The organism is Streptosporangium sp. OZ121, from assembly GCF_051918885.1.
GTDB lineage: Bacteria > Actinomycetota > Actinomycetes > Streptosporangiales > Streptosporangiaceae > Streptosporangium.
This window is the reverse complement of record NZ_JBPXMC010000007.1, coordinates 145,755-170,549: the sequence shown is the minus strand read 5'-3', so window position 1 is coordinate 170,549 and position 24,795 is coordinate 145,755. Positions and strand designations below refer to the sequence as shown.

The 24,795-nt window shown below is 71.7% G+C and carries 22 protein-coding genes; 9 read left to right on the top strand and 13 right to left on the bottom strand.

All coding sequences use genetic code 11. The features are described from left to right. Positions 1 to 39: 39 nt before the first annotated feature. Positions 40 to 759: a hypothetical protein gene (locus tag ACTOQ1_RS16015; protein ID WP_440067876.1), complete on the top strand. Its 720-nt coding sequence runs from the start codon at positions 40 to 42 to the stop codon at positions 757 to 759. Positions 760 to 783: 24 nt separating this feature from the next. On the opposite strand, the gene ACTOQ1_RS16010 is transcribed toward ACTOQ1_RS16015, so the two are convergent. Beyond that, positions 784 to 3,450 carry a protein kinase domain-containing protein gene (locus ACTOQ1_RS16010; RefSeq protein WP_440067874.1) on the bottom strand — a complete coding sequence of 889 codons (2,667 nt, stop codon included), beginning with the start codon at positions 3,448 to 3,450 and terminating at the stop codon, positions 784 to 786. 172 nt (positions 3,451 to 3,622) lie between these two features. Here ACTOQ1_RS16010 and ACTOQ1_RS16005 point away from each other — a divergent pair, with 172 nt between their 5' ends. Further along, positions 3,623 to 4,333 carry a hypothetical protein gene (locus tag ACTOQ1_RS16005; protein ID WP_440067872.1) on the top strand — a complete coding sequence of 237 codons (711 nt, stop codon included), beginning with the start codon at positions 3,623 to 3,625 and terminating at the stop codon, positions 4,331 to 4,333. Between the two features lie 169 nt (positions 4,334 to 4,502). Here the strand turns inward: ACTOQ1_RS16005 and ACTOQ1_RS16000 are convergent, their stop codons facing one another. Both ACTOQ1_RS16000 and ACTOQ1_RS15995 read right to left on the bottom strand, forming a co-directional pair. Then, positions 4,503 to 5,177 carry a response regulator gene (locus ACTOQ1_RS16000; RefSeq protein ID WP_440067870.1) on the bottom strand — a complete coding sequence of 225 codons (675 nt, stop codon included), beginning with the start codon at positions 5,175 to 5,177 and terminating at the stop codon, positions 4,503 to 4,505. A 91-nt stretch (positions 5,178 to 5,268) separates the two neighbouring features. Beyond that, positions 5,269 to 6,408, bottom strand: a complete 1,140-nt coding sequence (locus ACTOQ1_RS15995; protein WP_440067868.1) for a GAF domain-containing sensor histidine kinase — start codon at positions 6,406 to 6,408, stop codon at positions 5,269 to 5,271. A gap of 123 nt (positions 6,409 to 6,531) precedes the next feature. On the opposite strand from ACTOQ1_RS15995, the gene ACTOQ1_RS15990 reads away from it, so the two are divergent. From ACTOQ1_RS15990 to ACTOQ1_RS15970, 5 genes are all read left to right on the top strand, one after another. Next, positions 6,532 to 7,197, top strand: a complete 666-nt coding sequence (locus ACTOQ1_RS15990) for an SDR family NAD(P)-dependent oxidoreductase (RefSeq protein WP_440067866.1) — start codon at positions 6,532 to 6,534, stop codon at positions 7,195 to 7,197. After that, positions 7,194 to 8,336 carry an S-adenosylmethionine:tRNA ribosyltransferase-isomerase gene (locus tag ACTOQ1_RS15985; protein WP_440067864.1) on the top strand — a complete coding sequence of 381 codons (1,143 nt, stop codon included), beginning with the start codon at positions 7,194 to 7,196 and terminating at the stop codon, positions 8,334 to 8,336. Before ACTOQ1_RS15990 ends, ACTOQ1_RS15985 begins: the two co-directional genes overlap by 4 nt. A gap of 93 nt (positions 8,337 to 8,429) precedes the next feature. Beyond that, positions 8,430 to 8,969, top strand: a complete 540-nt coding sequence (locus ACTOQ1_RS15980) for a hypothetical protein (protein ID WP_440067862.1) — start codon at positions 8,430 to 8,432, stop codon at positions 8,967 to 8,969. Positions 8,970 to 9,243: 274 nt separating this feature from the next. Continuing rightward, positions 9,244 to 9,795: a hypothetical protein gene (locus ACTOQ1_RS15975; protein ID WP_440067860.1), complete on the top strand. Its 552-nt coding sequence runs from the start codon at positions 9,244 to 9,246 to the stop codon at positions 9,793 to 9,795. 160 nt (positions 9,796 to 9,955) lie between these two features. Next, positions 9,956 to 10,636 carry a response regulator transcription factor gene (locus tag ACTOQ1_RS15970; RefSeq protein ID WP_362689997.1) on the top strand — a complete coding sequence of 227 codons (681 nt, stop codon included), beginning with the start codon at positions 9,956 to 9,958 and terminating at the stop codon, positions 10,634 to 10,636. A 170-nt stretch (positions 10,637 to 10,806) separates the two neighbouring features. Here ACTOQ1_RS15970 and ACTOQ1_RS15965 read toward each other — a convergent pair whose 3' ends face one another. Together ACTOQ1_RS15965 and ACTOQ1_RS15960 are read right to left on the bottom strand one after the other, a co-directional pair. Next, positions 10,807 to 11,676, bottom strand: coding sequence for a lysophospholipid acyltransferase family protein (locus ACTOQ1_RS15965; RefSeq protein ID WP_440067858.1), 870 nt, complete (start codon positions 11,674 to 11,676; stop codon positions 10,807 to 10,809). Next, complete coding sequence (locus ACTOQ1_RS15960) at positions 11,673 to 12,461, bottom strand: GNAT family N-acetyltransferase (RefSeq protein WP_440067856.1); 789 nt, start codon at positions 12,459 to 12,461, stop codon at positions 11,673 to 11,675. Before ACTOQ1_RS15960 ends, ACTOQ1_RS15965 begins: the two co-directional genes overlap by 4 nt. A gap of 115 nt (positions 12,462 to 12,576) precedes the next feature. On the opposite strand from ACTOQ1_RS15960, the gene serB reads away from it, so the two are divergent. Next, the gene (gene serB / locus ACTOQ1_RS15955) at positions 12,577 to 13,800 is read left to right on the top strand and encodes a phosphoserine phosphatase SerB (protein ID WP_440067854.1); all 1,224 of its coding nucleotides are present in this window, start codon (positions 12,577 to 12,579) and stop codon (positions 13,798 to 13,800) included. A 188-nt stretch (positions 13,801 to 13,988) separates the two neighbouring features. Here the strand turns inward: serB and ACTOQ1_RS15950 are convergent, their stop codons facing one another. From ACTOQ1_RS15950 to ACTOQ1_RS15930, 5 genes are all read right to left on the bottom strand, one after another. Beyond that, positions 13,989 to 16,115 (bottom strand): FUSC family protein, encoded by a 2,127-nt coding sequence (locus tag ACTOQ1_RS15950; protein ID WP_440067853.1) that lies wholly within the window; start codon positions 16,113 to 16,115, stop codon positions 13,989 to 13,991. 99 nt (positions 16,116 to 16,214) lie between these two features. Then, positions 16,215 to 16,688 (bottom strand): SixA phosphatase family protein, encoded by a 474-nt coding sequence (locus tag ACTOQ1_RS15945; protein ID WP_440067851.1) that lies wholly within the window; start codon positions 16,686 to 16,688, stop codon positions 16,215 to 16,217. Between the two features lie 181 nt (positions 16,689 to 16,869). After that, positions 16,870 to 19,200, bottom strand: a complete 2,331-nt coding sequence (locus tag ACTOQ1_RS15940; RefSeq protein WP_440067849.1) for a sodium-translocating pyrophosphatase — start codon at positions 19,198 to 19,200, stop codon at positions 16,870 to 16,872. A 635-nt stretch (positions 19,201 to 19,835) separates the two neighbouring features. Next, positions 19,836 to 20,288, bottom strand: a complete 453-nt coding sequence (locus ACTOQ1_RS15935) for an ATP-binding protein (protein ID WP_329088933.1) — start codon at positions 20,286 to 20,288, stop codon at positions 19,836 to 19,838. A gap of 2 nt (positions 20,289 to 20,290) precedes the next feature. Then, complete coding sequence (locus ACTOQ1_RS15930; RefSeq protein WP_030916965.1) at positions 20,291 to 20,641, bottom strand: STAS domain-containing protein; 351 nt, start codon at positions 20,639 to 20,641, stop codon at positions 20,291 to 20,293. Between the two features lie 263 nt (positions 20,642 to 20,904). On the opposite strand from ACTOQ1_RS15930, the gene ACTOQ1_RS15925 reads away from it, so the two are divergent. Next, positions 20,905 to 23,148 carry a DEAD/DEAH box helicase gene (locus tag ACTOQ1_RS15925; RefSeq protein ID WP_440067846.1) on the top strand — a complete coding sequence of 748 codons (2,244 nt, stop codon included), beginning with the start codon at positions 20,905 to 20,907 and terminating at the stop codon, positions 23,146 to 23,148. Positions 23,149 to 23,158: 10 nt separating this feature from the next. On the opposite strand, the gene ACTOQ1_RS15920 is transcribed toward ACTOQ1_RS15925, so the two are convergent. From ACTOQ1_RS15920 to ACTOQ1_RS15910, 3 genes are all read right to left on the bottom strand, one after another. Further along, positions 23,159 to 23,632 carry an Rv3654c family TadE-like protein gene (locus ACTOQ1_RS15920; RefSeq protein WP_440067844.1) on the bottom strand — a complete coding sequence of 158 codons (474 nt, stop codon included), beginning with the start codon at positions 23,630 to 23,632 and terminating at the stop codon, positions 23,159 to 23,161. A 280-nt stretch (positions 23,633 to 23,912) separates the two neighbouring features. Beyond that, on the bottom strand, positions 23,913 to 24,245 hold the full coding sequence (locus ACTOQ1_RS15915) for a TadE family type IV pilus minor pilin (protein ID WP_440067843.1): 333 nt from the start codon (positions 24,243 to 24,245) through the stop codon (positions 23,913 to 23,915). A gap of 44 nt (positions 24,246 to 24,289) precedes the next feature. After that, the gene (locus tag ACTOQ1_RS15910) at positions 24,290 to 24,526 is read right to left on the bottom strand and encodes a DUF4244 domain-containing protein (RefSeq protein WP_440067841.1); all 237 of its coding nucleotides are present in this window, start codon (positions 24,524 to 24,526) and stop codon (positions 24,290 to 24,292) included. Positions 24,527 to 24,795: the final 269 nt, after the last annotated feature.

Below are 24,795 nucleotides of genomic sequence, written 5' to 3'. Positions count from 1 at the left end.
AACAAAACCTATTGCAGGACAAGCGCATATCGTGGATCGGTGCACCCTGATTCACCGATCTCGGCCACCCTGGTCTGCTGGGGCAATGCCTGGCTCGCCGGACAGGTCGGCCTCGACGAGGCCGCCGACCGCGTGGAGCGGCAGGCAGGCCCCCAACTCGTCGCCGGTGAGACCGGCGACCTCCCCCTCCGCGGGTTCCTCGCCGACCTGCGGATCGAGGGCATGAAGTCGCTGCGACTGGCCCTCCCCATCGCGGGCGACCCACTCGGGCTCACCGGACCGCCCCCTTTCAACTCCGCGGCCATCGAGGCCGGGCAGGCGGTGACAGCCGTGCTTCCCAGCAGATGCCTCGGCCTGATCCCGGTAAACGACCGCCGCGGGTCATCGTACGCCGGGGTTCGCTGGACCGTGCTGGAGGCCCGTACCGCGGCCCCCGACCTGCCCTCCCTCGCCGAGGCCGAGCACGAGCTGACCCGCGCCATGCGCGTGGCCACCGACGCCCTGCTCGGCGTGGAGGGCCCGGCCCAGGGCCACCGGCGGCTGGAGATGGTGGACGACGGCCTGGCTCCCGGATACCCCGCCAGAGCGCACCGGGTCGCCGCCCTGGCCGCCCGCCTCGCCGCGGTGCTCCGGGTCGCCGACGACCGCGGGCTCACCTCGGGCCAGATCGCCGTACGCGGTGAGGCCCTGCGCGAGCTCGACCGCGCGGTGCGCCGGGCCCGGGTGGTCGCCCACCACGCCATCACCGAGCTGGTCTGACGGCCGCGACGGTTCGGGGGCGGGTCATCGGGCGGAGGTCAGCCTCCAGAGCTTGACGGCACGGTCCCTGCCCGCGGAGACGGCCAGGGTACGGTCGCCGACGGTCATGACGCCCACCGAGTAGACCCCGCCCTTGTGGGCCTTGACCGGCTTGCCGAGGGGCTTGCCCTCGGCCGGGTCCCAGAGCCGGACGGTCCCGTCCGTACTGCCCGACACCAGCACGGTGCGGCCGTCGACCTTGCCGAACGCCAGGGAGTAGACGTTGCCGCCGTGGCCCCCGAGCGGCTTGCCGACGGTCTTGGACGATGTGGGGTCCCAGATCCTGATCTTCTTGTCCTTGCCGCCCGAGGCGATCACGGTGCGGTCGCCCAGCTTGCCGAAGGCCACCGAGAAGACCTGCCCGCTGTGCCCCTTGTAGACCTTGCCGTACCGCTTCCTGGTGACGAGGTCCCAGATGCCCAGCGTCTCGTCGGCGCTGGCGGACACGACGACGGACCGCTTGCCGATCTTGCCGAAGGCGAGCCAGTTGACGTCGTCGCGGTGCGCGGAGATGGTCTTGAGCAGCCTGCGGCTCTTCAGGTTCCAGAAGTAGAGCGTGCCGTCGCCGTCCCCGGTGACGGCCAGCGGCGAACCGTTCACGGTGCCGGCCGCGACGGCGAAGACCGCGATGGGGTGGTGGCCCAGGGCCGTGCTCTTGCGGGACTTCAGGCTCCACAGGCGGACGGAGTGGTCGTAGCCGCCGGTCACCGCGTACGGCCTGCCGCCGAAGGTGACGGTGGCGACCGCGTAGACCTCGCCCCGGTGGCCGCGGAGCCGGTGGAGTCTCTTGTGCTTGGCCGGGTCCCAGAGCCCGAGCGAACCGTCCTGGCTGCCCGAGACCACCGTGGGCCTCTTCCCGATCTTGACGCCGGCGAGGGACTGGACGGCCTTGGTGTGTCCCTTGAGCGTCTTGCCGTCCTGGCCGTCGAAGGTCACCACCGTGGCCCGCGGGGTGGGCGGCTGGGACGGCCTGGAGGTGGGGGCGGTCGTGAGGCTCGCCGTGGGCGCGGGGGTGAGAGCGTGCGTGACGGCGGTGGGGACCTGCGTGGCCCGCGTGGGAGGAGCCTGGGAGGCGGTCGCCGGGGACGGTGTGGAGGGAATCGGAGGTGGCCTCCGCGTACCGTCACCGGCCAGGGCGCCTCGTGTGGCCGGCGGGGCGTCAGGGGTCGCGGCATCGCCCCGCAGGTTCGGTACCGCGACCAGCGCGGCGGCGGCCAGGGTCAGGGCCCCCGAGAGCACCGCGGTCACCAGGACGGCGCGCCTGCGCCGCGCGCCGCGCTCGCCGGGCGCCGCGGGGGCCGTGCCGGCGAAGAGGTCCGGACGCCGCGGTGGCGGCGGGGGGTAGACCCCCTCGGGCGGTGCGGGAGAGGGAGCGGGCCGCCGGCCCACGGGCGTCAGGTTGCCTGGGTAGCGCGCGGGTCCGGCGGGGGAGGCGAAGGGGGTGGCCACGGGCGGGGGACCGCCCGGCGCACCCGGACGCCTCCGGGGGGCGCCGGGGGCCGCGGGGCCGCCGTGCGGAGCGCCACCGGGACGGTCGCCGGGAGGGCCCGCCCGGCCGCCCGGGGTGCGGCCGGGAGCGGCATCGGGCCTCCCGCCCCTCGGGTCCTCCCCCGAAGGCCGCACCCACAGTGTCTCGGGGGCGGGTGGCCGCTCCTCGGCGGATGACCGCTCGTCGACGGGCGGCCGCTCCTCGGCGCGTGGCCGCTCCTCAGCGGATGACCGCCCGTCCGCGGATGACCGCCCGTCCGCGACCGGCCGCTCCCCGGCGGATGACCGCTCATTCGCGACCGGCCGCTCGCCGGCGGACGGCGGGGACACGGGCGGTACGGCGAAGGCCTCGTCGGACTGGGTCTCCAGGAGCGCGAACAGCACCTCCGAGGCGCTGGGCCTCTCCGCGGCGTGCTTGCTGAGGCAGGAGGCGACGATCGGCCGCAGGGTGTCGGGGAGCGCGGACAGGTCCGGGCTCTCGTTCATCACCCTGTAGATGACCGCGGGCACGCTGTCCTGGCCGAACGCGGGCCGCCCGGTCGCGGCGAAGGTCATCGTCAGCGCCCAGCTGAACATGTCGGACGAGGGCTCGACGCGTTGCCCCGAGACCTGTTCCGGCGACATGTAGGCGGGGGTGCCGACCACGCCGCTCGTCACGGTCATCGCCGAGTCCAGCGCCCTGGCGATACCGAAGTCGATCACGCGGGGTCCGTCGGGGCCGAGCAGCACGTTGCTGGGCTTGAAGTCGCGGTGCACGATGCCCGCCCGGTGGATGGCGGCCAGCGCGGTCACGGTGCCGACCGCGAGCCGGTGGAGCACGTTGCCGCGCCGGGGTCCCCCGGACTGCACGACCCTCTGCAGGGACACGCCCTCGACCAGCTCGCTCACGATGTAGGGGCGGTCGCCGTCCACGTGGGCGCCCAGCACCTGGGCCGTGCAGAACGGCGCCACCCGGCGGGCGGCGGAGACCTCGCGGAGGAACCGGTCGCCGTCCATGCCGGTGTCGCTCAGCCGGGGGTGGAGCAGCTTGATCGCGACCATCACCCCGTCGGGCCCCCGGCCCGCGTAGACCACGCCCTGCGCCCCCTCGCCGAGGCGGCCGAGCAGCCGGTAGTCGCCCAGTGACTCGGGGTCCTCCCTGCGCAGCGGGTTCGTGTCCGGCACGTGAGCCTCCCCGTTGTCCAGCCATGAGTCGCTGGCGTCCCCCGAGTAACCAAAGATACGCAAACAACTAATGTTCAGGTAGATCATTCACTATTCCGGCGGATCCCGCTTACGCCATAATTCATGAAACAAATGGTGACTGCGCTCACCCCTAGCTCGTGCGGAGACGCCCATGCGCCGAAGCTTCGGCACGCTTCTAGGTCTCAGCCTCATCACTCCGCTCGCGATCGTCCCCACCGCCTCGGCCGCCACCGTGGACGCGCCGTCCCTGGCTCCCTCAGCGGTCCTGCCCGCGGCCCCTGCGGGCGCTCTGGCCCCCTCCGGGGTGCGGCAGGACAGGCCCTGGTCGGCGTTCAAGGTCTCGGTGAAGGCGCCGAAACGGGTCAGGAACGGCCGCGAGTTCATGTACGAGGTCAAGGTCACCAACCGGGGGCCGAGCAAGGCCGACTACTTCTACGTCGGCGGGACCGTCCTGCCGAAAGGCATCAACGACACCGTTTACTACAAGGGCCCCAAGGGCACGGACTGCGACTTCTACGACGACGGCTTCTGGTGCGTGACGCCGTGGATTCTCGAGAAAGGCGAGTCGGAGACGGTACGAATCTGGGTGAAGCTGAAGAAGCGGACAAAGGGCACCGCGGTCGCCAAGCTCGGCGCCGACACCTGGAACGTCCCGACCGGAGGCGAGAACCTCAACCGCTCGGAATGGAAGCGGCTGGCCTTCCCCAACTGGTACTACCTCAAGACGGTCAAAACCAAGATCGTCCACCCCACGCCGCCCAAACCCAAGGGCGGCGGGGGAGGTTACAACCCGCCACCTCCACCACCTCCCCCGCCCCCGCCCCCGCCGCCGGACCGGCGCGAGGAGAAGAAGGAGACCTGACGCCGCAGAGGTCTCTGGCGCGGACCAGGAACCGCCGGACCGGACACCCTCCGGTCCGGCGCCGTCAGGCCAGGCGCCGTCGGGTCGGGCACCGCCAGGCCAGGCGTTGTCAGGTCGGGCGTTGTCAGGTCGGGCACCGTCAGGTCGGGCACCGTCAGGTCGGGCGCCGTCAGGCCAGGCCGTTCCGCACCGCGTAGAGGGCGGCCTGGGTCCTGTCCTGCACGCCCAGCTTCATCAGCACGTTGGAGACGTGGGTCTTCACCGTCTTCTCCGCCACCGCGAGCTGCCTGGCGATCTCCCGGTTGGATCGGCCCGACGCGATCAGCGCGAGCACCTCGCGCTCCCGGTCGGTCAGCGCCGCCACCTGCCTGCCCTCGCGACCGCTCTCCCGAACGTCCGCGCGCCCGTCCTCCCGCGCGGCCGGGACGGGTCCGGGACCCGACAGCATCGCCTCGGCGGCCTCGGGAGCGAGCAGCACCTGGCCACCGTGCACCGCCCGGATCGCGTGCACGAGCGCGGCCGGTTCGACGTCCTTGTAGAGGAACCCCGCCGCGCCCGCCCGCATCGCCGGGGCCACGTCGCCCCTGTCGCTGACCGAGGTAAGCACGAGCACCCTCGGCGACAGTCCTCGTTCCTCCAGCAGGAGCAGCGCGCCGAGCCCGTCGAGAACCGGCATCTTCAGGTCGAGCAGCAGCACGTCAGGGGCGAGAGACCCGACCAGGGCGACCGCCTCGGCGCCGTCGGCGGCCTCGCCGACCACGTCGAGGTCCTCCTGCAAGGCCAGGAAGGTACGAAGGCCCTGCCGGACGACCGGGTGGTCGTCGGCGATCAGGACGCGGATCATCCGGGCACCTCCGTCCGGACCGCGGGCGGCGGACCGCACGGACACCCCTTCGGCCCACGGGTCATGCGATCCCCTCTCCTCGCACCACGGATCACCCGGGCACCTCCATCCGGACGAGCGTGCCCCGCCCGGGCTCCGACCTCACCCGCACGCTCCCGCCGACGGATTCCGCCCTGTCGCCCATCGAGGCGATGCCCAGCCCCCGTCCCGCCGCGGCGGTCACGTCGAACCCGGCCCCGTCGTCACTCACCTCGAGGAACACGCGCCCGCCCTCACAGCCCAGCCGGACCGCGACGGTACGCGCCGCCGAGTGCCTGGAGGCGTTGTGCAGCGCCTCCTGGGCCACCCGGAGGACGGCCACCTCGGTCACCGGTTCGAGCTCGCACACCGGGGACTCCTCGAACGAGAACGCGGCCGGGTGGAGCCGGTCGAGCAGGCGGACGTGCTTGCGGAGCGTCTCGGCCAGGCCGTGCCGGTCGAGCTCGGCCGGGCGGAGCTCCACGATCACCGCGCGCAGCTCGGCCAGCGCCTCTCCCGCCAGCCGCTCCACCCGGTCGAGCTCCCGCAGCGCCCGTACGGGATCGTCGACGACCAGCGACGCCGCGGCCTGCGCGGTGAGACGCAGCGAGAACAGCTTCTGGGTCACCGCGTCGTGCAGTTCCCTGGCCATCCGGGTGCGCTCCTCGACCAGCGCGAGCTCCCGGCCCCGCTCGTACAGGCGGGCGTTGGTGAGGGCGATCGCGGCGTGCGCGGCGAACATGGTGAGCAGCCGCTGGTCGGCCTCGGTGAAACCGCCGGGGGTCCGCTTGTTGGACAGGAAGATGATGCCGAGCACCTCGTCCCCGTCGAGGATCGGCACCCCGAGGAAGTCCTTGAGCACCGGATGGGCGCGCGGCCAGTACTCGAACCTGGAGTCCCTGCGGATGTCGGGCAGCCGGACCGGCGCGCCCTCGCGCAGCATGGCGCCGAGCATGCCGTGCTGGCGGGGCATCGGCCCGATCGCGTCCCACTGCTCGTCGGAGATGCCCTCGGCGACGAACTCGGCGAACGCCCCCTGGTCGTCGGGCACGCCCAGCGCGGCGTAGCGGGCGTCCAGCAACCGCCGCGCCGACCGCACGATGACCTGGAGCACCTCCCGGACCGACAGGTGCCTGGTCACCGCGAGGACGGCCGAGCTCACCGCGTGCAGCACGGCGTCCCGGTCCTCGCTCTCCTCGCTCTCGGGGCTCACGAACCGACTCTAGGCGGCGGCGGGCGCCCGCCGCGTACGCCATCGGTCCTAGGCCCATCAGCCCACCCCGGGCCCGGTCCGGCGACCGATGTGCGGCGGGCGGGCGGCTCCTAGCGTCGAGGCATGACGAAGACCGCACTGATCACCGGCGCCTCCCGCGGCCTCGGCCTGGAACTGGCCCGTTCCCTCGCCGCCGACGGCTGGCGGCTCATCCTCACCGCGCGGGGCGAGGACGCGCTGCGAGCCGCCGCGGACGAGCTCGGCGCCCTCGCTCTGGCCGGGGACGTCGCCGACCCCGCTCATCGCGACCGGCTGGCGCTCGCCGTACGGGAACACGACGGGCTGGACCTGCTGGTCAACAACGCGTCGGGACTGGGCGCGGTCCCGCTGCCACCGCTGGCCGGATACCCGGCCGACACGCTTGAGGAGCTGTTCCGGGTCAACGTGCTGGCCCCGCTGGCGCTGATCCAGGCGAACCTGCGCGGGCTCAGGGAACGGCGCGGCGCGATCGTGAACATCTCCTCCGACGCGGCGGTGGAGGCGTACGAGGGCTGGGGCGGGTACGGCGCGACCAAGGCGGCCCTGGAGCAGCTCTCCCACGTGCTGGCCGTCGAGGAGCCGGACGTCGCGGTCTGGTGGGTCGATCCGGGCGAGATGTCCACCGCCATGCTCGCCGACGCCGTCGGTGCCGGGGAGGCGGCGGAGGCCCCGGGCCCGGAGACCGTCGTCCCCACCCTGCGACGGCTGATCGCCGACCGCCCGGACAGCGGCCGGGTGAGGCACGGATGAGCGGGCGGGAGGACCGTACGAGGGGCTGGGGCACCGGCGGGCGGGGCGGGGTGGCGAGCCCGCCCGCGGCGGACGCCATGGCCGCGGACTTCGTGCTCCCGCGCGAGCTGGAGGCGCACGAGCCGCCGGAGGCCCGGGGGCTGGCCCGTGACGGGGTGCGCCTGCTGGTCTCGGACCGAGGCACCGGAGAGGTCGGCCACCACGCGTTCGCCGAGCTCCCCGGCCTGCTCGGCCCCGGAGACCTGCTGGTGGTCAACAACTCCGGCACGCTCCCCGCCGCCGTCCGGCTGGACCGGCTCGCGGTGCACTTCTCCACCGAACGCGAGGACGGGACCTGGCTGGTCGAGCTCCGCCGGCTCCGGGAGCGGGGCCCTTCCGCGGGCGCGGGCGCCGGAGCTCTCGGGGGCCTCGGGGGCACGGAGACGGCCGGTGAGCCCTACCACGGCGGCGCGGACGGGGAGTGGCTGCCGCTGCCCGGCGGGGCGACGCTGCGGCTGCTGGGGCGCGAGACGCCGCGCCTGTGGCGGGCGAGCCTGGACCGCGAGGTCACGGGCTACCTCCGCCGGTACGGCGTGCCGATCCGCTACTCCTACGTGGACAGGGACTGGCCGCTGGCCGACTACCAGACCGTTTTCGGGGTCCGGCCCGGCAGCGCGGAGATGCCCAGCGCGGGGCGGCCGTTCACCACCGGGCTGGTGACCTCCCTGGTGTCGCGCGGGGTCGGGATCGCACCGATCACCCTGCACACGGGGGTGGCGTCCCCGGAGAAGGACGAGCCGCCCTATCCGGAGCGGTTCGAGGTGCCCGAGGCCACCGCGCGGCAGGTGGAGCTCGCGCGCGAGTCCGGCGGCCGGGTGATCGCGGTCGGCACGACCGTGGTCCGGGCGCTGGAGACGGCCGCGCTGGCCACCGGCCGGGTCCGGGCCGCGGACGGCTGGACCTCGCACATCGTGACCCCCGAGGTCGGGGTGAGGGCGGTGAGCGGCCTGCTCACCGGGCTGCACGAGCCGCGCTCCAGCCACCTGCTGATGCTGTCGGCGATCGCCGGCCGCGAGCTGCTCTCGCGGTCGTACGCGGAGGCGCTCGGAGAGGGCTACCTCTGGCACGAATTCGGCGACGTCCACCTGATCACCGGGTAGCCGGCCAGTCAGTCACAAGGGTTTTCCAAGTCGGGCCCCGCATGCTGGGCCGGTAATCAACGGGGATCACCGAATTCCGACTGGAGTAAAGAAATGCGCCGGCACCTGACCGCCTTCGCCGCCATCGCCCTGGCGGGAGGCATGCTGCTCACCCCCGGGACCGCGAACGCCGCGGCTTCCCTGGCCACCGCACCGCAGGGGGTCGTGGACCAGCCGCTCGCGCCGCTGAAGACGACCGTCTCCTACCCGCGCAGGGCCTGGGCGGGCGACTCGTACGTCTACACGCTCAGGGTCAAGAACGTCGGCGAGTGGTACACCGACATCGCCTACGTCGGCGGCTACCTTCCCTCACAGGTCTCCAAGGTCCGTATCGTCGGCAAGCCCTCCGGCTCGTACTGCGAGGTCTCGGGGCGCGACGTGGGCTGCCTGCTCGACACCCTGAACCCCGGCAGGACCGCCACCCTCAAGGTCAGGGTCTGGCTGAGGAACGGCGCCCGGGGCACCGCGACCGCCGATTTCGGTTCGGCCTCGATCGACGTTCCCGCGGGCGGGCTGGGCACCCTCGACATTCACGGCATCGACGTCGGCACCGACGTCAAGTACGTGCGGGTGAAGACCCGGGTTCTCCGCTAGCCACGCTTTTCACCCGGCACCTTCTGACCAGGGGTGATCACCGAAAGCAAGGGATATCACAACGCCGGGAAACGCCTTGGCGAGCGGCGACGCGGCACGCGCCGGACGGGCGGGCCGGGGCCCTTGTCGTCCGGTACGGTGCCGCACCCAACTGTTCCGTTCAAATCATGTAACAGAATATAATTTCTCTTTACATCTCCATATGTGATAAAACGCTGCGGACTTTATGGGACGTTCCAGGCGTCCCCTTGACTCTTCAGCTGGGAGACGTTTGATGCGCCACCCGATCTCCAAGATCGCTGCTATTGCTCTGGTCACCCCGCTGGCCGGCGGCATGCTCCTCGCCGCCCCCTCCTCGGCCGCTTCGGCGCAGGCACCGGCGGCGGCCGTCAAGGCGGAGCCGTACTCCACCTTCGCGGTCACCGTCTCCGCGCCGAAGAAGGTCAAGGCGGGCGGGAAGATCACCTACAAGATCAAGGCCGTCAACAAGGGCCCTCACCCGGCCGACTACTTCTTCATGGGCGGCCTACTGCCCAAGGGCTCGAAAGTCACCGCGATCTACGCTCCCAAGAACACCCAGTGCGACAATTACGACGACGGGCTCTGGTGCTGGAACCCCAAGGTCGTGAAGGTCGGCGAGTACGAGGCCATGGCGATCACCGTGAAGCTCGGCAAGAAGTCGGGACGGACCGCGCAGGCCATCCTCGGTGTCGACGCCTATGACGTCCCGACCGGTGCCGAGACCCTCTCCAGGGACGAGCTGGAGCGCATGGGCATCAAGAGCTGGTACTTCGTGAAGAAGGTCAAGACCAGCGTCGCGCGCTGACCCCACCTTCTGAGGGGCCCCGTCCTGCCACAGGCCGGGGCCCGCTCCCTTTCACGCTCCGGAAACCACGGGGTGCGGGCAACCTCATATGCACGGCACCCGCGTACCGGGCAGGATCTCCCCATGGTCCCCACGGCGAGTTTCCGGCGGTGCGCGATCCATGGCTGAACTGAGAGTCGTCCTGGCCGAGGACCACTACCTGGTGCGCGAGGGCACCCGCAGGCTCCTGGAGACCTCCGGTGAGATCGAGGTGGTGGCCGCCGTGGGCACCGCGGACGAGCTGCTCGACGCCGCCGGGCGACTGCGCCCCGACGTGGTGGTCACCGACATCCGGATGCCGGGCTCGGCCGATCTCGTCCGCCCGGGGATGGAGGGCATCGACGCGGCGCACCGCATCCGCGCCACCTCACGGGACATCGGGGTCGTGGTGCTCTCCCAGTTCTCCGACGCGATGTTCGCCCTGGACCTGTTCAGGGACGGCACCGAGGGCCGTGCGTACCTGCTCAAGGACCGGGTCGGTGACATCGACGAGCTGCTCGGCGCGATCAGGTCGGTGGCCGGGGGCGGCTCGGTGATCGACCCCAAGGTGGTGGAGGGCCTGCTGGCCAAGCGCGGGGTGCGCGGCGGCCCCCCGCCCGCGGAGCTGACGCCCAGGGAGCTGGACGTGCTCAGGGAGATGGCACACGGCCTGTCCAACGGAGGCATCGCCCGCGCCCTGCATCTGTCGGTCTCGGCCATCGAGAAGCACGTCAACTCGATCTTCATGAAGCTGGCCCTGGAGAACAGCCCCGACACCCACCGCCGGGTGGCGGCCGTCATCACCTACCTGGGCTCGGCCTGAGCCCTGTCTCCCCGGTTCCAGGGACCGGCCCCGCCGACGCCGATGGCACGGTCCACGTTCGAGCGCCGTCCGAGGCGGCGTACCGGCCCCTCCGAAAGGGCCCCAGCCGGGAAGGGGCCCAGCCGGGGAAGGTTTCCGGGCGCCGGTGGCCACCGGCGCCCGCCTTCCCGTCAGGCGGCGACGGGGAGACCGTGCGCGACCCCGGCGACCAGCACCGAGGCGACGGACGACTCGGCCGCCCAGGCCAGCTCCCTGCGGTCACGTCCCCACACCGCGGGCAGCATCGTCACCTCCACCGTCAGCCTCCGGACGGCCACCACGCGGCGGACCGAGGCCCAGAGGGGGTCGTCGCCGACATAGGCGGGCCCGGTGGCCAGGGCGTCATCCCCTTCCAGATACCTGATCGCCACCGGCCTGACCGGAGCCCCGGCGTCCAGGGCCGCCTGGAACACCGCGGGCCTGAAGGAGCCCATCCCGCGTCCGCACCAGGTCGTCCCCTCGGGGAAGGCCGCCACCGGGTGACCGCCGGAGAGCGCGGCGGCCACCCCGCCGACGGCCTCGGGCAGCGCGGAGAGCCGGTCCCTGTCGATGAACAGCGCGCCCGCCCCTGCCGCCAGCAGACCGATCACCGGCCACACCCGTACCTCGTGCTTGGCGAGCAGGCGGCTCGGCAGGACCGCCGCCATGACGAGCGGGTCCAGCCACGACACGTGGTTGGCCACGATCAGCGGAGCGGCCCCTGACGGCCCGCCGGCGACCGGACGGGGCCGGGAGACGGAGCCTGCCATGAACGTGAAACCCTGGCGCACCTCGACCCGTACGCCGACGGCCCGCAGTACCAGCCGGGACCAGGCGCTCGTCAGCCGGATCCTGCCCGTCGTGCCGAGCCCGCGGGCCGCGAGCGCCACCACCGTCCCCGCCAGGACGACCAGTGCGATCGCCGCCAGTCGCAGCGCCCTGCGCGGCCCGGCGGCCCTCGACCCCGGCGGGAGGAGACATCCGGCGGGCCCGCACGGAGCCGTCGGCATCCACGGGTTCACGAGGTGGCTCCCAGGAAGTGGCGCAGGTAGCGGGGGTCCGCCTCGGCCATCGAGAGCAGTACGAAGAAGTCGGCCGTACCGAAGTCGAGGTCGTGGGCGGGCGGGCCGCAGACCCAGGCGCCCAGCCGCATGTACCCGCGCAGCAGCGGCGGCAGCGCCCGCCCCGGCCTCGTGGCGGACGCGGAGGCGTCCTCGCGCCGCGAGAGGGCGGAGACCGGGTCCTCCCGCTGCGACGGCACGGCGGAGACCGGGTCCGCCCGCCAGGGGCGGTGCGGCGTGACGCGGTAGCCGGGCGGGGAGAGCGGCACCCGCTCCATGATCTCGGCGGCGTCGGCCACCGGCACCGAGCAGCACCCGGCCAGCCAGCCGTACCCTCCGGCCACCATGTAGCGGGCGATCCCCGCCCACATCAGCCCGAGCACCGCGCCACCCCGGTGGCCCGGGTGCACGCAGGCCCGACCGGCCTCCACCATGTTCCCCCGGATGCCCGCCAGCGCGCCGAGGTCGAACTCGGAGTCGGAGTAGAGGCGGTCGGCCCGGCGGGGGCCGAGCAGCCGGTAGGTGCCGACGACCTCACCCGTGTCGTCACACCTCACCAGGAGGTGGTCGCAGTAGGCGTCGAGCGGATCGACGTCCAGGCCGGTGATGGGACTGTCCAGCCTGGCGCCCATCTCCTCGGCGAAGACCCGGTGACGCAGGCGCTGGGCCTCGCGCATCTCGGCGGCGGTGGCGGCCAGCCCGACGCTGTAGCGGGCGAGGCGCGGCTCCATGGGAAGGGTCGTCATGAGTTCATGAAGACAGTCGCAGGTGACACGGGACCGGAGTGCCCCGCGAACTCCAGGCGTCCGGATGATGAACCACATTCACGGCCCGATCCTGAGCCAAGTACCGTAGGAACCGATGAACCAGCGCACGCTCCTGATCACGTTGAACGGCCCCGACCGACCGGGCGTGACCTCACGCCTCTTCTCGGTCCTGGCCGGCTTCCCCGTCATCGTCGCCGACGTGGAGCAGGTCGTCATCCGCGGCCGGCTCACCCTCGGCGTCCTCGTCTCCTACGCGGGCGACACGCCGACCGGCACCGGCGGCACCCTCGGTGCCCTCTGGACCGCCGTCGAGCGGACCGCGGAGGATCTCGGGCTGCAGGTGGAGCTGTCCACCGGCTCCGACCCGAAGGAGAAGCGGCGCAGGGGGCGGCTCAACGTCACCGTGCTCGGCGCGCCGCTGCAGCCCGCCGCCATGGCGGGCATCGCGGGACGGATCGCCGCGGCCGGTGCCAACATCGACCGGATCGAGCGCCTGTCCAGTTACCCGGTGACCTGCATCGAGCTGTCCCTCTCCGGCGCCGACCCCGACACCCTCAGGGCGGAGCTGGCCGTCGAGGCGCACACCCAGCAGGTCGACGTGGCCGTGCAGCGGACCGGCCTGCACCGCAGGGCCAAGCGGCTGATCGTGATGGACGTCGACTCGACGCTCATCCAGGCCGAGGTGATCGAGCTGCTGGCGGCGCACGCCGGCTGCCTGGAGGAGGTCGCCAGGGTCACCGAGGAGGCGATGCGCGGCGAACTCGACTTCGCCGAGTCGCTGCGCCGCCGGGTCGCGCTGCTCGAGGGCCTCTCGGAGGAGGTCTTCGAGAAGGTACGCAGGGAGCTCGTGCTGACTCCCGGCGCCCGGACGCTGGTACGGACGCTCAAACGGCTCGACTACCGGTTCGCGATCGTCAGTGGCGGGTTCACGCAGCTCACCGACGCCCTCGTGGAGGACCTCGGGATCGACTACTCCGCGGCCAACACCCTGGAGGTCGTCGACGGCGTGCTGACCGGGCGGGTGGTCGGCGAGATCGTCGACCGGCCGGGCAAGGCGCGGGCGCTGGAGCGCTTCGCCCGCGAGGCGGGGATCCCGATCAGCCAGACGGTGGCCATCGGCGACGGCGCCAACGACCTGGACATGATCGCGGCGGCCGGCCTGGGCATCGCGTTCAACGCCAAGCCGGTGGTCCGCCGCGCCGCCGACACCGCGGTCAACGTGCCCTACCTCGACTCGATCCTCTACCTGCTCGGCATTCCCCGCGCCGAGGTGGAGGACGCCGACGCCGAGGACGGTGTCACCGCCGCCGAACGCTGACCGCACCGGCCTCGCGAACGGTCGCGGACGGTCGCGGCCACCTGCGCCTGGGCCCGCTCGGTCGCCTCGGCCCGCTCGGCCCGCTCGGCCCGCTCGGCCGCCTCGGCCGGCTCGGCCGGCTCGGCCGGCTCGGCCGGTGAGCCACCTGCCCCTTGAAGCGGTGAACCGCCCGCGCCTCGGAGCGCGGGCTACCGGCTTCTCGGGGTGGTCAGAGCGGCCAGTCGTACGGCTTCGGCGCCGAGACCGCGCAGGGCGGGCTGTGCGGCGGCGGCGTGCCTGACGCGTCGGCGCAGGCCGGTCATCCTGTCGGCCGCGTCCTCGTGCGGATCGGCATCGGCCAGTTCTGCCAGTTCGGCGAGCTCGTCCAGGCGGCGGGCGGCCAGCGCGTCCACGTGCGCGCCGAACTCGTCGAGCACGGCGTCGAGATCGTCGGGCGGCACCCCGGCCTCCTCCGTCCTGACCGCCTCGGCGACCTTCTCCAGCCGGTCGGCGACGAGATCGAGGATCGTCACCGTGGGTCCCGCCCCCTCCCCGGGCGGCGGCACCGCCAGCAGCGCGAGCGCGTTGTCCCGCAGCCGCCCGGCCGCCGTCAGCGACTCCCTGAGCCGCCGTGGCGCGCTGCCGCCCGGCTCCTTGTCCAGCAGGTCCAGGGAGTCGGTGAGCCGCCCTGCGGCGTCGGCCGCGGCGAAGCCCCGGAGGTCAACCTGGGCGGGGTCCCGGTCGATCAGCGACCGCACCAGGACGGCGTGGCTGTCGAGCATCTCCGCGATCTCGGCGGTCAGCCGGGCCCGGTGTCCCCTGGGCCACAGCAGCCTGGCGAAGAGCAGCGCCAGCGCGCCGCCCGCGACCGTGAGTCCCACCCTGGCCGCCGCCGCGCCCCAGTCGAGCGGCAGGGAGAAGTCGGACAGCATCAGCGAGAGCGGCGTGGAGAAGATCGCCCAGTATCCGTAGCCGGACCCGCGCAGCGCGAAGCCCAGCGCCGCGCAGACGGAGATGAAGAGCGTCAGGTGCAGGTGCCCCGGCGCGACCGCCAGCACCACCGCGGCGGCCACCGCGCCCACGGCCGTGCCCAGCACCCTCAGCAGCACCCGCTCCACCGTGTCGCGGTAGGCCGGGCGGAGGCTGACCGCCACGGTCACCACGAACCACTTCGCGTAGTGCTCGTGGACCAGCGCCATCAGCGTCATGGCCGTGATCACCGCCAGCCCGACCCGGACCGGGTGGCGGCCGGCCGACACCGCCGGCCTGCGGGGCCGTACGAACCTCGGCAGGCGGGGGCCCGTCCCGACGCTCTCGGCGGCCTGCCGCGCCACCGAGCGCACCGCCATCGCGATCCGGTCCACACCCTGGCGGATCTGCCCCAGCAGCACGGCCGCGGGCAGCGGGGCGCCGCCCGCGCGGGCGGCCATGCGGATCTCGTCCACCCGGTCGGCGAACCGCCCGATGGCGGCCGGCGCCTCCGGGATCTCCGACGGACCGCCGAGCAGCACCGCCTCCCGCAGCGCGCGGGCCAGTGCCTCGACCGCCTCGTCCAGCTCCCGGATCCACTCCGTCCCGATGCCCGCCTCCACGGCCGCCGCGCGCAGTACGCGCAGCGCGATCGTCTGCTGGAAAACGCGGGTCAGCGTGGCCGGGAGCCGATCCGGCGACCGGTCGTCCTCCACGGAGATCCGGTAGAGGGAGAGCGCCCTGTCCAGGTCCTTCAGCGCGGTGACGGCCCGGTGGCGCAACGGCTCCCAGCTCTCGTCCGCGAGCGGCGCCCTTCCCCCGGCCGCCAGAAGGTCGGCCAGCGCCGTACCGGCCTCCTCCACGGCCCTGTGGAGCGGCCGGAGACGCCGTACCGGCCAGACCGCCACGACCAGCAGCACGGCCAGCAGGCCGCCGGCGGCCGTGGTCCCCATGTGGAGCGGCACGCTCACGCCGGGGAACGCGAAGTACGCCAGGGTCACGGAGAGCACCGCGGGGATGCCCAGCGCCGGCCAGTAGACGCCGGCCGCCGCGACCAGGCCGACCACCACGGCGGCGACCGGCCAGGGACCGGGCTGGACGAGCGCTCCGAGACCGCCACCGAGCGTGACCGTGGTCGTGCTGACGAGCAGCCTGCGGACACGATCACCGTACGGCTGTCCCGGGGCGTCGCCGAAGAGCGTGAGATAGCCGCCCAGGGCCACCGAGGCGCCCTCCCGGAGCTGACCGAGGAGGACACCGGACATCAGGGGCAGGCAGATGACCAGCGCGCACAGCAGGCCGTAGCCCCAGGCCGGACGACCGGAGAGCCGGAAGTCGGCGCGCAGCGCGCCGGTGAGCCCTCGCATGCCACCCCCGATCGCGCCCCTCGCGACTCCCCTCCCGGAACCGCGCCGGGTCTCAGTGCTTCCCGAAGGCCTCGTCCCGGTGTTTCCGGAGGTTCCGTCTCAGTGCTTCTTGGGGTTCCAGCGGGCGATCCCGCGGCCGGTGTCGAGCCCGGCCCACTCGCCGTCGACCTCGATGACGGCGAACGCGCCGGGCGGGAACCCGGCGTCGCCGTCGGCGGCGGTGAGCTGCGTGACCAGCTCCTGGACCCCGGGGTTGTGACCGACCAGGACCAGCGTGCCGACCTCCGGGTCGCTCCGCCGGATCAGCGTGAGCAGCTCGTCGGGGTAGGCCTCGTATATGGCCGGCTCGATCAGGATGTCCGCGCCGGGGAGCGCAAGGTCGGCGGTCTGCCGCGTCCGTACCGACGGCGAGCAGAGCACCAGGTCGGGGGTGAGGTCCATGCCGGCGAGGGCCGCGCCGACCTTGAGGGCGTCGCGCTCGCCGACCTCGGTGAGAGGACGCTCGCGATCGGCGAGGCCGGAGGTGTGAACCGCCTTGGCGTGGCGCAGGACGACGAGCGTGCGCGCCGTCATCGCGACGCCCACATGGCCAGACCCACGATCACCGCGAACACCGCGGCCATCGCCAGCAGGATGAGGACGAGTGTCTTGCCTCCGGAGGGCTGCTGTTCCATACCGGCCAGTTTCCCACTGGGGTGGCCCGCACACGCCGAAGGGGTGCACGCGGCCCGTGCACCCCTTCGTCAAACAATGCTCAGCTGGAGACCTGCTCCGGCTCCCGGTCGGAGTTGTTCTCCTCCGTCGGGGCGATGCCCGCCGAACGACGCTTGGAGATGACGACCGCGGCGACGACGATGCCCACCGCCAGCACCGTGATGCCGATGCGCAGCGCGGTGTTGTCGGCGTAGGTCACCACGGCCGGGGCGATCAGCAGCGCCACGAGGTTCATCACCTTGAGGAGCGGGTTGATCGCCGGTCCGGCGGTGTCCTTGAACGGGTCGCCGACGGTGTCACCGATGATGGTGGCCTCGTGGGCCGGCGAGCCCTTGCCACCGTGGTGACCGTCCTCGACCAGCTTCTTGGCGTTGTCCCAGGCACCACCGGAGTTGGCCAGGAACACCGCCATGAGCGTGCCGCACGCGATGGCACCGGCCAGGAACGCGCCGAGCGGGGCGTACCCGAGGGCGAAACCGACGGCGATCGGGGTCAGCACGGCCAGCAGGCCGGGCGTGGCCAGCTCCCGCAGCGAGTCGCGGGTGCAGATGTCGACGACCCTGCCGTAGTCGGGCAGTTCCGTCCCCGCCATGATCCCCGGCTTGGTGCGGAACTGCTCGCGCACCTCGAAGACCACCCGCCCGGCCGCGCGGCCGACCGCCATGATCGCCAGGCCGGAGAACATGAACACCACCGCGGCGCCGATGATCAGGCCGACCAGCACGTTCGGGGAGTCGACGCTCAGGTTGAACGAGCTGAACGAGCCCAGCGCCTGTTTCACCTCCGCCGTCGCGCTCGCCAGCTGGGTCTCGACCGCCGTACGGAACGCGCCGAACAGCGCGGTGGCGGCGAGCACGGCCGTGGCGATCGCGATGCCCTTGGTGATGGCCTTGGTGGTGTTGCCGACGGCGTCCAGCGAGGTGAGCACCTGGGCGCCCTCGCCCTCGACGTCACCGGACATCTCGGCGATGCCCTGGGCGTTGTCGGAGACCGGCCCGAAGGTGTCCATCGACACGATCACGCCGACCGTGGTCAGCAGGCCGGTGCCCGCCAGCGCCACGGCGAACAGGGCGATGGTGACGTTGCCGAAGCCCAGCAGGAAGGCCCCGTAGACGGCGGCTCCGATGATCAGCGCGGAGTAGACCGCCGACTCCAGGCCGACGCTGATGCCGGACAGGATGACCGTGGCGGGACCCGTACGGGAGCTCTCGCCGATGTCCCGCACCGGACGGCGGTTCGTCTCGGTGAAGTAGCCGGTGAGGACCTGGATGGCGCTCGCCAGCACCAGGCCGATGAGCACCGCCCCGATCGCGATCAGGCGCGGGTCCGAGGTGACCGCGGCGATCTCCGGGCTCACGTTGGTCAGCCCGGAGAAGCTGGCCGGCAGGTAGAGGTAGGCCGCGACGGCGACGAGGATCGCCGAGATGGCCGCCGAGATGAAGAAACCCCGGTTGATCGCGGCCATCGCGTTGCGGTCGCCGGCGCGCGGGGCGGTGACGAAGATGCCGATGATCGCTGTGATCACACCGATCATGGGCACGATCAGCGGGAACACCAGGCCCTCGACGCCGAAGGCCACCCGGCCCAGGATCAGGCTGGCGACCAGCATGACCGCGTAGGACTCGAACAGGTCGGCGGCCATGCCCGCGCAGTCGCCCACGTTGTCGCCGACGTTGTCGGCGATGGTGGCGGCGTTGCGCGGATCGTCCTCGGGAATGCCCTGCTCGACCTTGCCGACCAGGTCGGCGCCGACGTCGGCGGCCTTGGTGAAGATGCCTCCGCCGACTCGCATGAACATGGCGAGCAGCGCGGCGCCGAAGCCGAAGCCCTCCAGCACGGCCGGGGCGTCGCCCTGATAGATGATCACCACCACGGCCGCGCCGAGGAGGCCGAGGCCAACAGTGATCATTCCGGCCACGCCGCCGGTGCGGAAGGCGATCCGCATGGCGATCTTCTCGCCGGACGCGCGGGCCGCGGCGGCGACGCGGACGTTGCCGCGGACCGCCAGCCACATGCCGATGAATCCGGTCAGCGAGGAGAACAGCGCGCCGACGACGAAGAAAGCCGATCTGCCGATCCTCACGCTGGTCGTCTCGGCCGGGAGAAGATACAGCAGGAACGGGATCAGAATGACGAACAACGCGAGCGTCCGGAACTGCCGCGTAAGGTACGCGGAAGCCCCTTCCTGGACGGCTCGCGCGATGTTCTGCATACGTTCGGTGCCTTGGTCGGCGGCCAGCACCTCCCGCACCAATGTGCCGGCGACGGCGAGTGCGAGCAGGGCGACGGCGGCGACCACGATCACGATGGTGAAGTGGTGACCACTCAGGGATACCGCTGGCTCTGCAGCGGCGAGATGGAGCACAGACATCCGAGTCTCCTTGGCAAGACGGGAACACGTCCTGCCCGGAGTGCGCTGCGGTGAGATTAGGCGGCTGAAGCGGCGCACATCCGGGATGGTTGGCAGTGCCGCTTCCAGTTGCAGACCCCCACGGAGGGCGGCTCGCGTGCGGGCCGCTCCGAAGGATAAACCTTGGCCGGTTCCGGGAGTCTACGCAGCGACGACGCGGATATGAAGCCTCCGCCCACGCCCATTTGGCGACACGACCAGCGCCTCTTGACGACCGACCTGCTTATGAGGTCATTTCACCCGTCACACCTGTCCCGCCCACCCCTATTTCTTCCCAGTTTCGGGCAAGAAACATCTAAATTAAGTTTAGGCCGAAATTGAGATCCCCACCCCGGACCACCGGGCGCTCTCACGGGAACGCCCTCTTCACGAGGACACCATCAGCGGATCCTCTGCCCGCACCACGTCCTGCGGGGCCACTCGACGGGGACACCATCAGCGGATCCTCTGTCCGCACCACGTTCTGCGGGGCCACTTAACGAGGACACCATCGGCGCGGATCCTCTACCCGCACCACGCCCCGCGGGGCCACTCGACCCCCAACGAACAACCGGGCGTGCCCGTACGGACACGCCCGGTCGCCGAAGTCTTCTCTGTCAGACCGGAGACATTCCGTTCGTCGCCGCCGGCCAGCTCATGCGAATGCACATGCCCTTCTGGCTCGGGTAGACCTGAACGTCGTCGGCCAGCCCCGCGATGACCGCGATGCCGAAACCGGCCATCAGGTCATCGGGAAGCTGCCCGAACGGATCGTCGAACCCCAGAAGGGCGCGATCATGCTCCAGCTCGTCGCTATCACTGGGGGCGGAGTCGGTGACCGTCACCTCGAAACGCCCCAAGTCATCACGTAGCTCGATCCGGATCGGCTCCCCCGGACAGTGGAGGCGATGTGCCTCCACGGCCCGCGAGCATGCCTCACCGACAGCAAGCCTTACCTCGTCCAGCAGCGACTCCTGCACGCCGGTGCGCCTGGCGATGGCCGTGGCGACCAGACGTGCCGTCCGCACATGCGCGGGGAGAGCGCTGAACGTCAGCTCGACGGTAGCCACGACTACTTGTCTCGACCGTGAGCTTCCTTGGCCTCGTCGACCGAGGCGTAGATCCCGAAGACCTTTGTCAGCCCGGTGATCCGGAAAATCTTCAGGATGCGCTCCTGGGTGCAGACAAGCTCCAGTGAGCCATCGTGCGCCCTAACTCGCTTGAGCCCGCCGACCAGGACACCAAGGCCCGTGGAGTCAAGGAAGTCGACCTTCTCCATGTTGACGAGCAGGTGGAAATTCCCCTTGTTGACCAGGTCGATCAGGAGCTCACGCAATCTGGGCGCGGTGTAGACATCGATCTCACCCTCGACCTCAACGATGGTGAGACGGTCCTCGGAATGGTGGTCCAACTTCAGATCCACAGATCCTCCAGCGCCTTGCCTGCGAAAGTACCGATTCGGGCGTGCCCTCCTGGGACCGGGTGGCCCCCGGACGACAAGCCCCGACGCGCGGCATTCAACCATGCGTACGCTCAGTGTCTATACGAAATCACGATTCCCGGCGACTCTGCCCACAGATGTGAGACTGGAAACCAGTGACCCCGCCCTCATCCTCGCCCCTCAGCGCGGGCACCGCCCTCAGCCGTCTTCTCGACGTTCCCGCACGTCATGGGCGTGTCACCCATGTGGAGCGCGTTCCCGCACGTCAGGCCGGTGAGACCCGCTGGCCGGACTGGGTCGACCAGCGGCTGGTTACGCGCTGGGCGAACCACGGTATTTCCGGTCTGTGGCCACATCAGGCCGAGGCCGCGGACCTGATCCACCGTGGCCAAAACGTGATCATTTCCACAGGGACCGCGTCGGGCAAATCCCTTTCTTACCTGGTCCCGGCGCTCTCCTCGACGCTCGACGGCGGCACGGTCCTCTATCTGTCGCCCAGCAAGGCGCTGGCCGCCGACCAGCTCCGTGCGCTGCGCGAGCTCGACCCTCCCGGCCTCAGGGCCGCCACCTATGACGGCGACACCTCCTTCGAGGAGAGGGTCTGGGTGCGTAAGCACGCCAACTACGTCCTCACCAACCCGGACATGCTCCATCGCGGCCTGCTGCCCCGTCACGCTCAGTGGTCGCTCTTCTGGCGGCGGCTGCGGATGGTCGTCGTGGACGAGTGCCACGGCTATCGGGGCGTGTTCGGCTCGCATGTCGCGCAGATCCTGCGTCGCCTGCGCCGCATCTGCGCCCGCTACGGCTCCAGCCCGACCTTCCTGCTCTCCTCGGCGACGGCCAGCGAGCCCGGAATCTTCGCGAGGCGCCTGACAGGCCTCCAGATGGCCGAGGTGACCGCGGACGCCTCTCCCCGGGGCGCGACCACCTTCGCGCTGTGGGAGCCACCCCTGACCGACCTGCGCGGCGAGGGCGGGGCCCCGGTCCGCCGCCCGGCGACCGCCGAGAGCGCGGACATCCTGGCCGACCTCGTCGCCTCCGACGTGCGGACCCTGGCCTTCGTCCGCTCCCGCCGGGCCGCCGAGACCGTGGCCCTCACCACGCGGGCCAAACTCCAGGACCTCATCGCCGACGGGGAGGCGCCCGCGGACCTGTCCGGCAAGGTGGCGGCCTACCGGGCGGGATACCTGGCCGAAGATCGCAGGGGTTTGGAAAGGGCACTGCGCTCCGGCGAACTGCTCGGCCTGGCGACGACCAACGCGCTGGAACTCGGCGTCGACATCTCCGGGCTGGACGCCGTGCTCATCGCGGGGTGGCCGGGAACCCGCGCCTCCCTCTGGCAGCAGGCCGGGCGGGCCGGGCGGGACGGGCAGGACGCGCTGGCGGTGCTGATCGCCAGGGACGACCCCCTGGACACCTATCTCGTTCACCATCCGGAGGCCCTGTTCGGCCGTCCCGTGGAGTCGATCGTGCTCGACCCCGGCAATCCGTACGTGCTGGGGCCCCATCTGTGCGCGGCGGCGGCCGAGATCCCGCTGACCCACGACGAACTGGACATCTTCGGCCCGACCACCAAGGAGGTCCTCGCGGACCTGGTCGGGAACGGCCTGCTCAGGGAACGTTCCGCGGGCTGGTTCTGGACCAGCCGGAGACGCGCCACCGACCTCGCCGACATCCGGGGAGCGGGCGCCGCGCCCGTTCACGTCGTCGAGATGTCCACCGGGCGGCTGCTCGGCACCGTGGACGAGCCCTCGGCCCACTCGGCCGTGCACACCGGCGCCGTCTACGTGCACCAGGGAGAGACGTTTCTGGTGGCCGAACTCGATCTGGAGGCGGGGGTCGCGCTGGTCGAGGCCGGAACTCCCGACTACACGACCTTCGCCAGGGACGTCACCGACATCTCGGTCATCGAGTCCCTTCGCTCGCACCCCCTCGGGCAGGGAGAGCTCCATTTCGGCGCGGTCGAGGTGACGAGCCAGGTGGTGGCCTATCTCAAGCGCCGAGCCCAGAGCGGCGAGCTCATGGGGGACGAACCTCTCGATCTGCCCCCGCGCACGCTGCGGACCCGCGCCGTCTGGTGGACGCTGCCCATCTCGGCGATCGTTCCCCTCGCCGAGGAGGGCGTGGACCTCGGCGGTGCCGCGCACGCGGCCGAACACGCCTCCATCGGCCTGCTGCCGCTCTTCGCGACCTGCGACCGCTGGGACATCGGGGGTGTCTCCACAGAGCTCCATCCCGACACCGGGCTGCTGACCGTCTTCGTCTACGACGGCCACGAGGGCGGCGCCGGTTTCGCCGAACGTGGTTACGCCCGCGCGCGCGACTGGCTCACGGCCACCCGCGAGGCCATCGCCTCCTGCGAGTGCGAACGCGGCTGCCCGTCGTGCATCCAGTCTCCCAAGTGCGGCAACGGCAACGAGCCCCTCGACAAGGCCGGAGCCCTCCGGCTTCTCGCCGTCCTGCTCTCCCAGGACGAGCCGCGAACGTGACGGCCGGGTTTCATCTTTCATCAGACCGCCGCCAAGGGCCGGGATCAGCAGGGCCGGGATCAGCAGGGCCGGGATCAGCAGGGCCGGGATCAGCGATGTGCACGGGGCCCGCACGCGCCCTGGCGGTGATCGCCACCGGCCCCTTCAGCGGCAGGGACACCTCCATGGTCACCTCGATGTCCGCGATGCCGCCGTCGCGGAGAGAGCATCGAGTGACCCTGGCCTCGTTGTCCGCGGCGAGCGAGGAGGCCCTTGCGCAGCTTCGGCCGGGATCCGCGAAGGCCAGCCGGGCGGCGGCGAGCGCGCTCAGGTCGGCGGCGCTCTGTGCCCGGTGGCGCGTGACCCTGGCCACACCCGCGAACACGACCGCCGCCGCGACCGCGAAGACCAGCGCCATGAGCCCGACCGTCCAGATCGTCGCCGACCCTCGCTGCGCGTTCTCTCCGCTCATCCCCGTACCGGCCTCTCGCCTTGCCGTGGACACGTCCCCTCCTCTTCTCTCCCGGCCTGGTTTCTCGGTTTTCCGGCTTCTCGGTTTTCCGGTCGGCACACGGCTCTGGTCGACGCCTGACGCGCGCCGCCACCACGGACGCGGCCGGCCGGGGATGGGCGGCCGGGGGTGACCGTGGTGTGACCCCTGCGAAACCGGCCACGAGCCATGCCCCACCGCTCCGGTCCCGGCCACGGCCCACCCCTCCAGCTCCAGTCCCGACCACGAACCACGGCCCACCCCTCCATCCCCGGTCCCGACCACACGCCACGACCTACCGCTCCGGCCCCGGCTCGGTGACGGACACGGCGGTCGCGTGAACGGTCACGCTCGGGAGCGAGTCGCCCCAGCGAGGCCTGACGTCCACGGACACCTCCACCCGCACCGTCTCCGCACTCCGGGTCACCGTGACCAGGGCGCCCGCCGGAACCATCGACAGGACGCCGCCTCGGACCCGCTCAAGCGGTTCGCCGCGCGAGGCGGCCCGAGCCCCGGCCCGCGCGGCGTCCACACACTCCAGTCGCGCCTCGACCGCCGCCACGGCCCACAGCCCTGCTCCCAGCACGACCATGAGGGCAGGTAGCGCAGCGGCCGTCTCCGCGGTCACCGAACCCCTCGACCGGCGAGAGGAGGTCACCGACGCCGGGAGGATCATCCGGCCACGTTGAGCGCTCGGTTGATCAAAGCCGTGATCATCTGCTGGACGTCGGAACTCGTCACCACCTTGAAGAGGAGGGCGGCGAAAGCACAGGCGGCGATCGTTCCGACCGCGTACTCGGCCGTGGACATGCCTCGGTCACGGCGCGCGCCGGTGGTCAGCAGTGCCCACCGGGCACGCGGCCACCGCGACCAGTCGCGCCGCGCGTGAACGGCACTCGTTCGAGCCATCTGCTCCTCCTGGAGATCTCCACCGGACCCACCGCCCGGCATCGGTGACGCCAGGGTTCTCCATACGCCCGCGGCCCCGTTGGCTCGAACTGCATTCTGTGGAGAACCTCGGGTTGTCCACAGGCCAGGAGCAGAGAATGTCGGCGAAAAGCATGAAACGGCCCTCTTCGAACGAGGAGAGCCGTTTCAGGGACCAGATGGGGAAATTTCCAGAGCTCTGTCCACAGGAATCATCATTTTCCTGTGGATAACCCTGCCCTGTCGGGGAA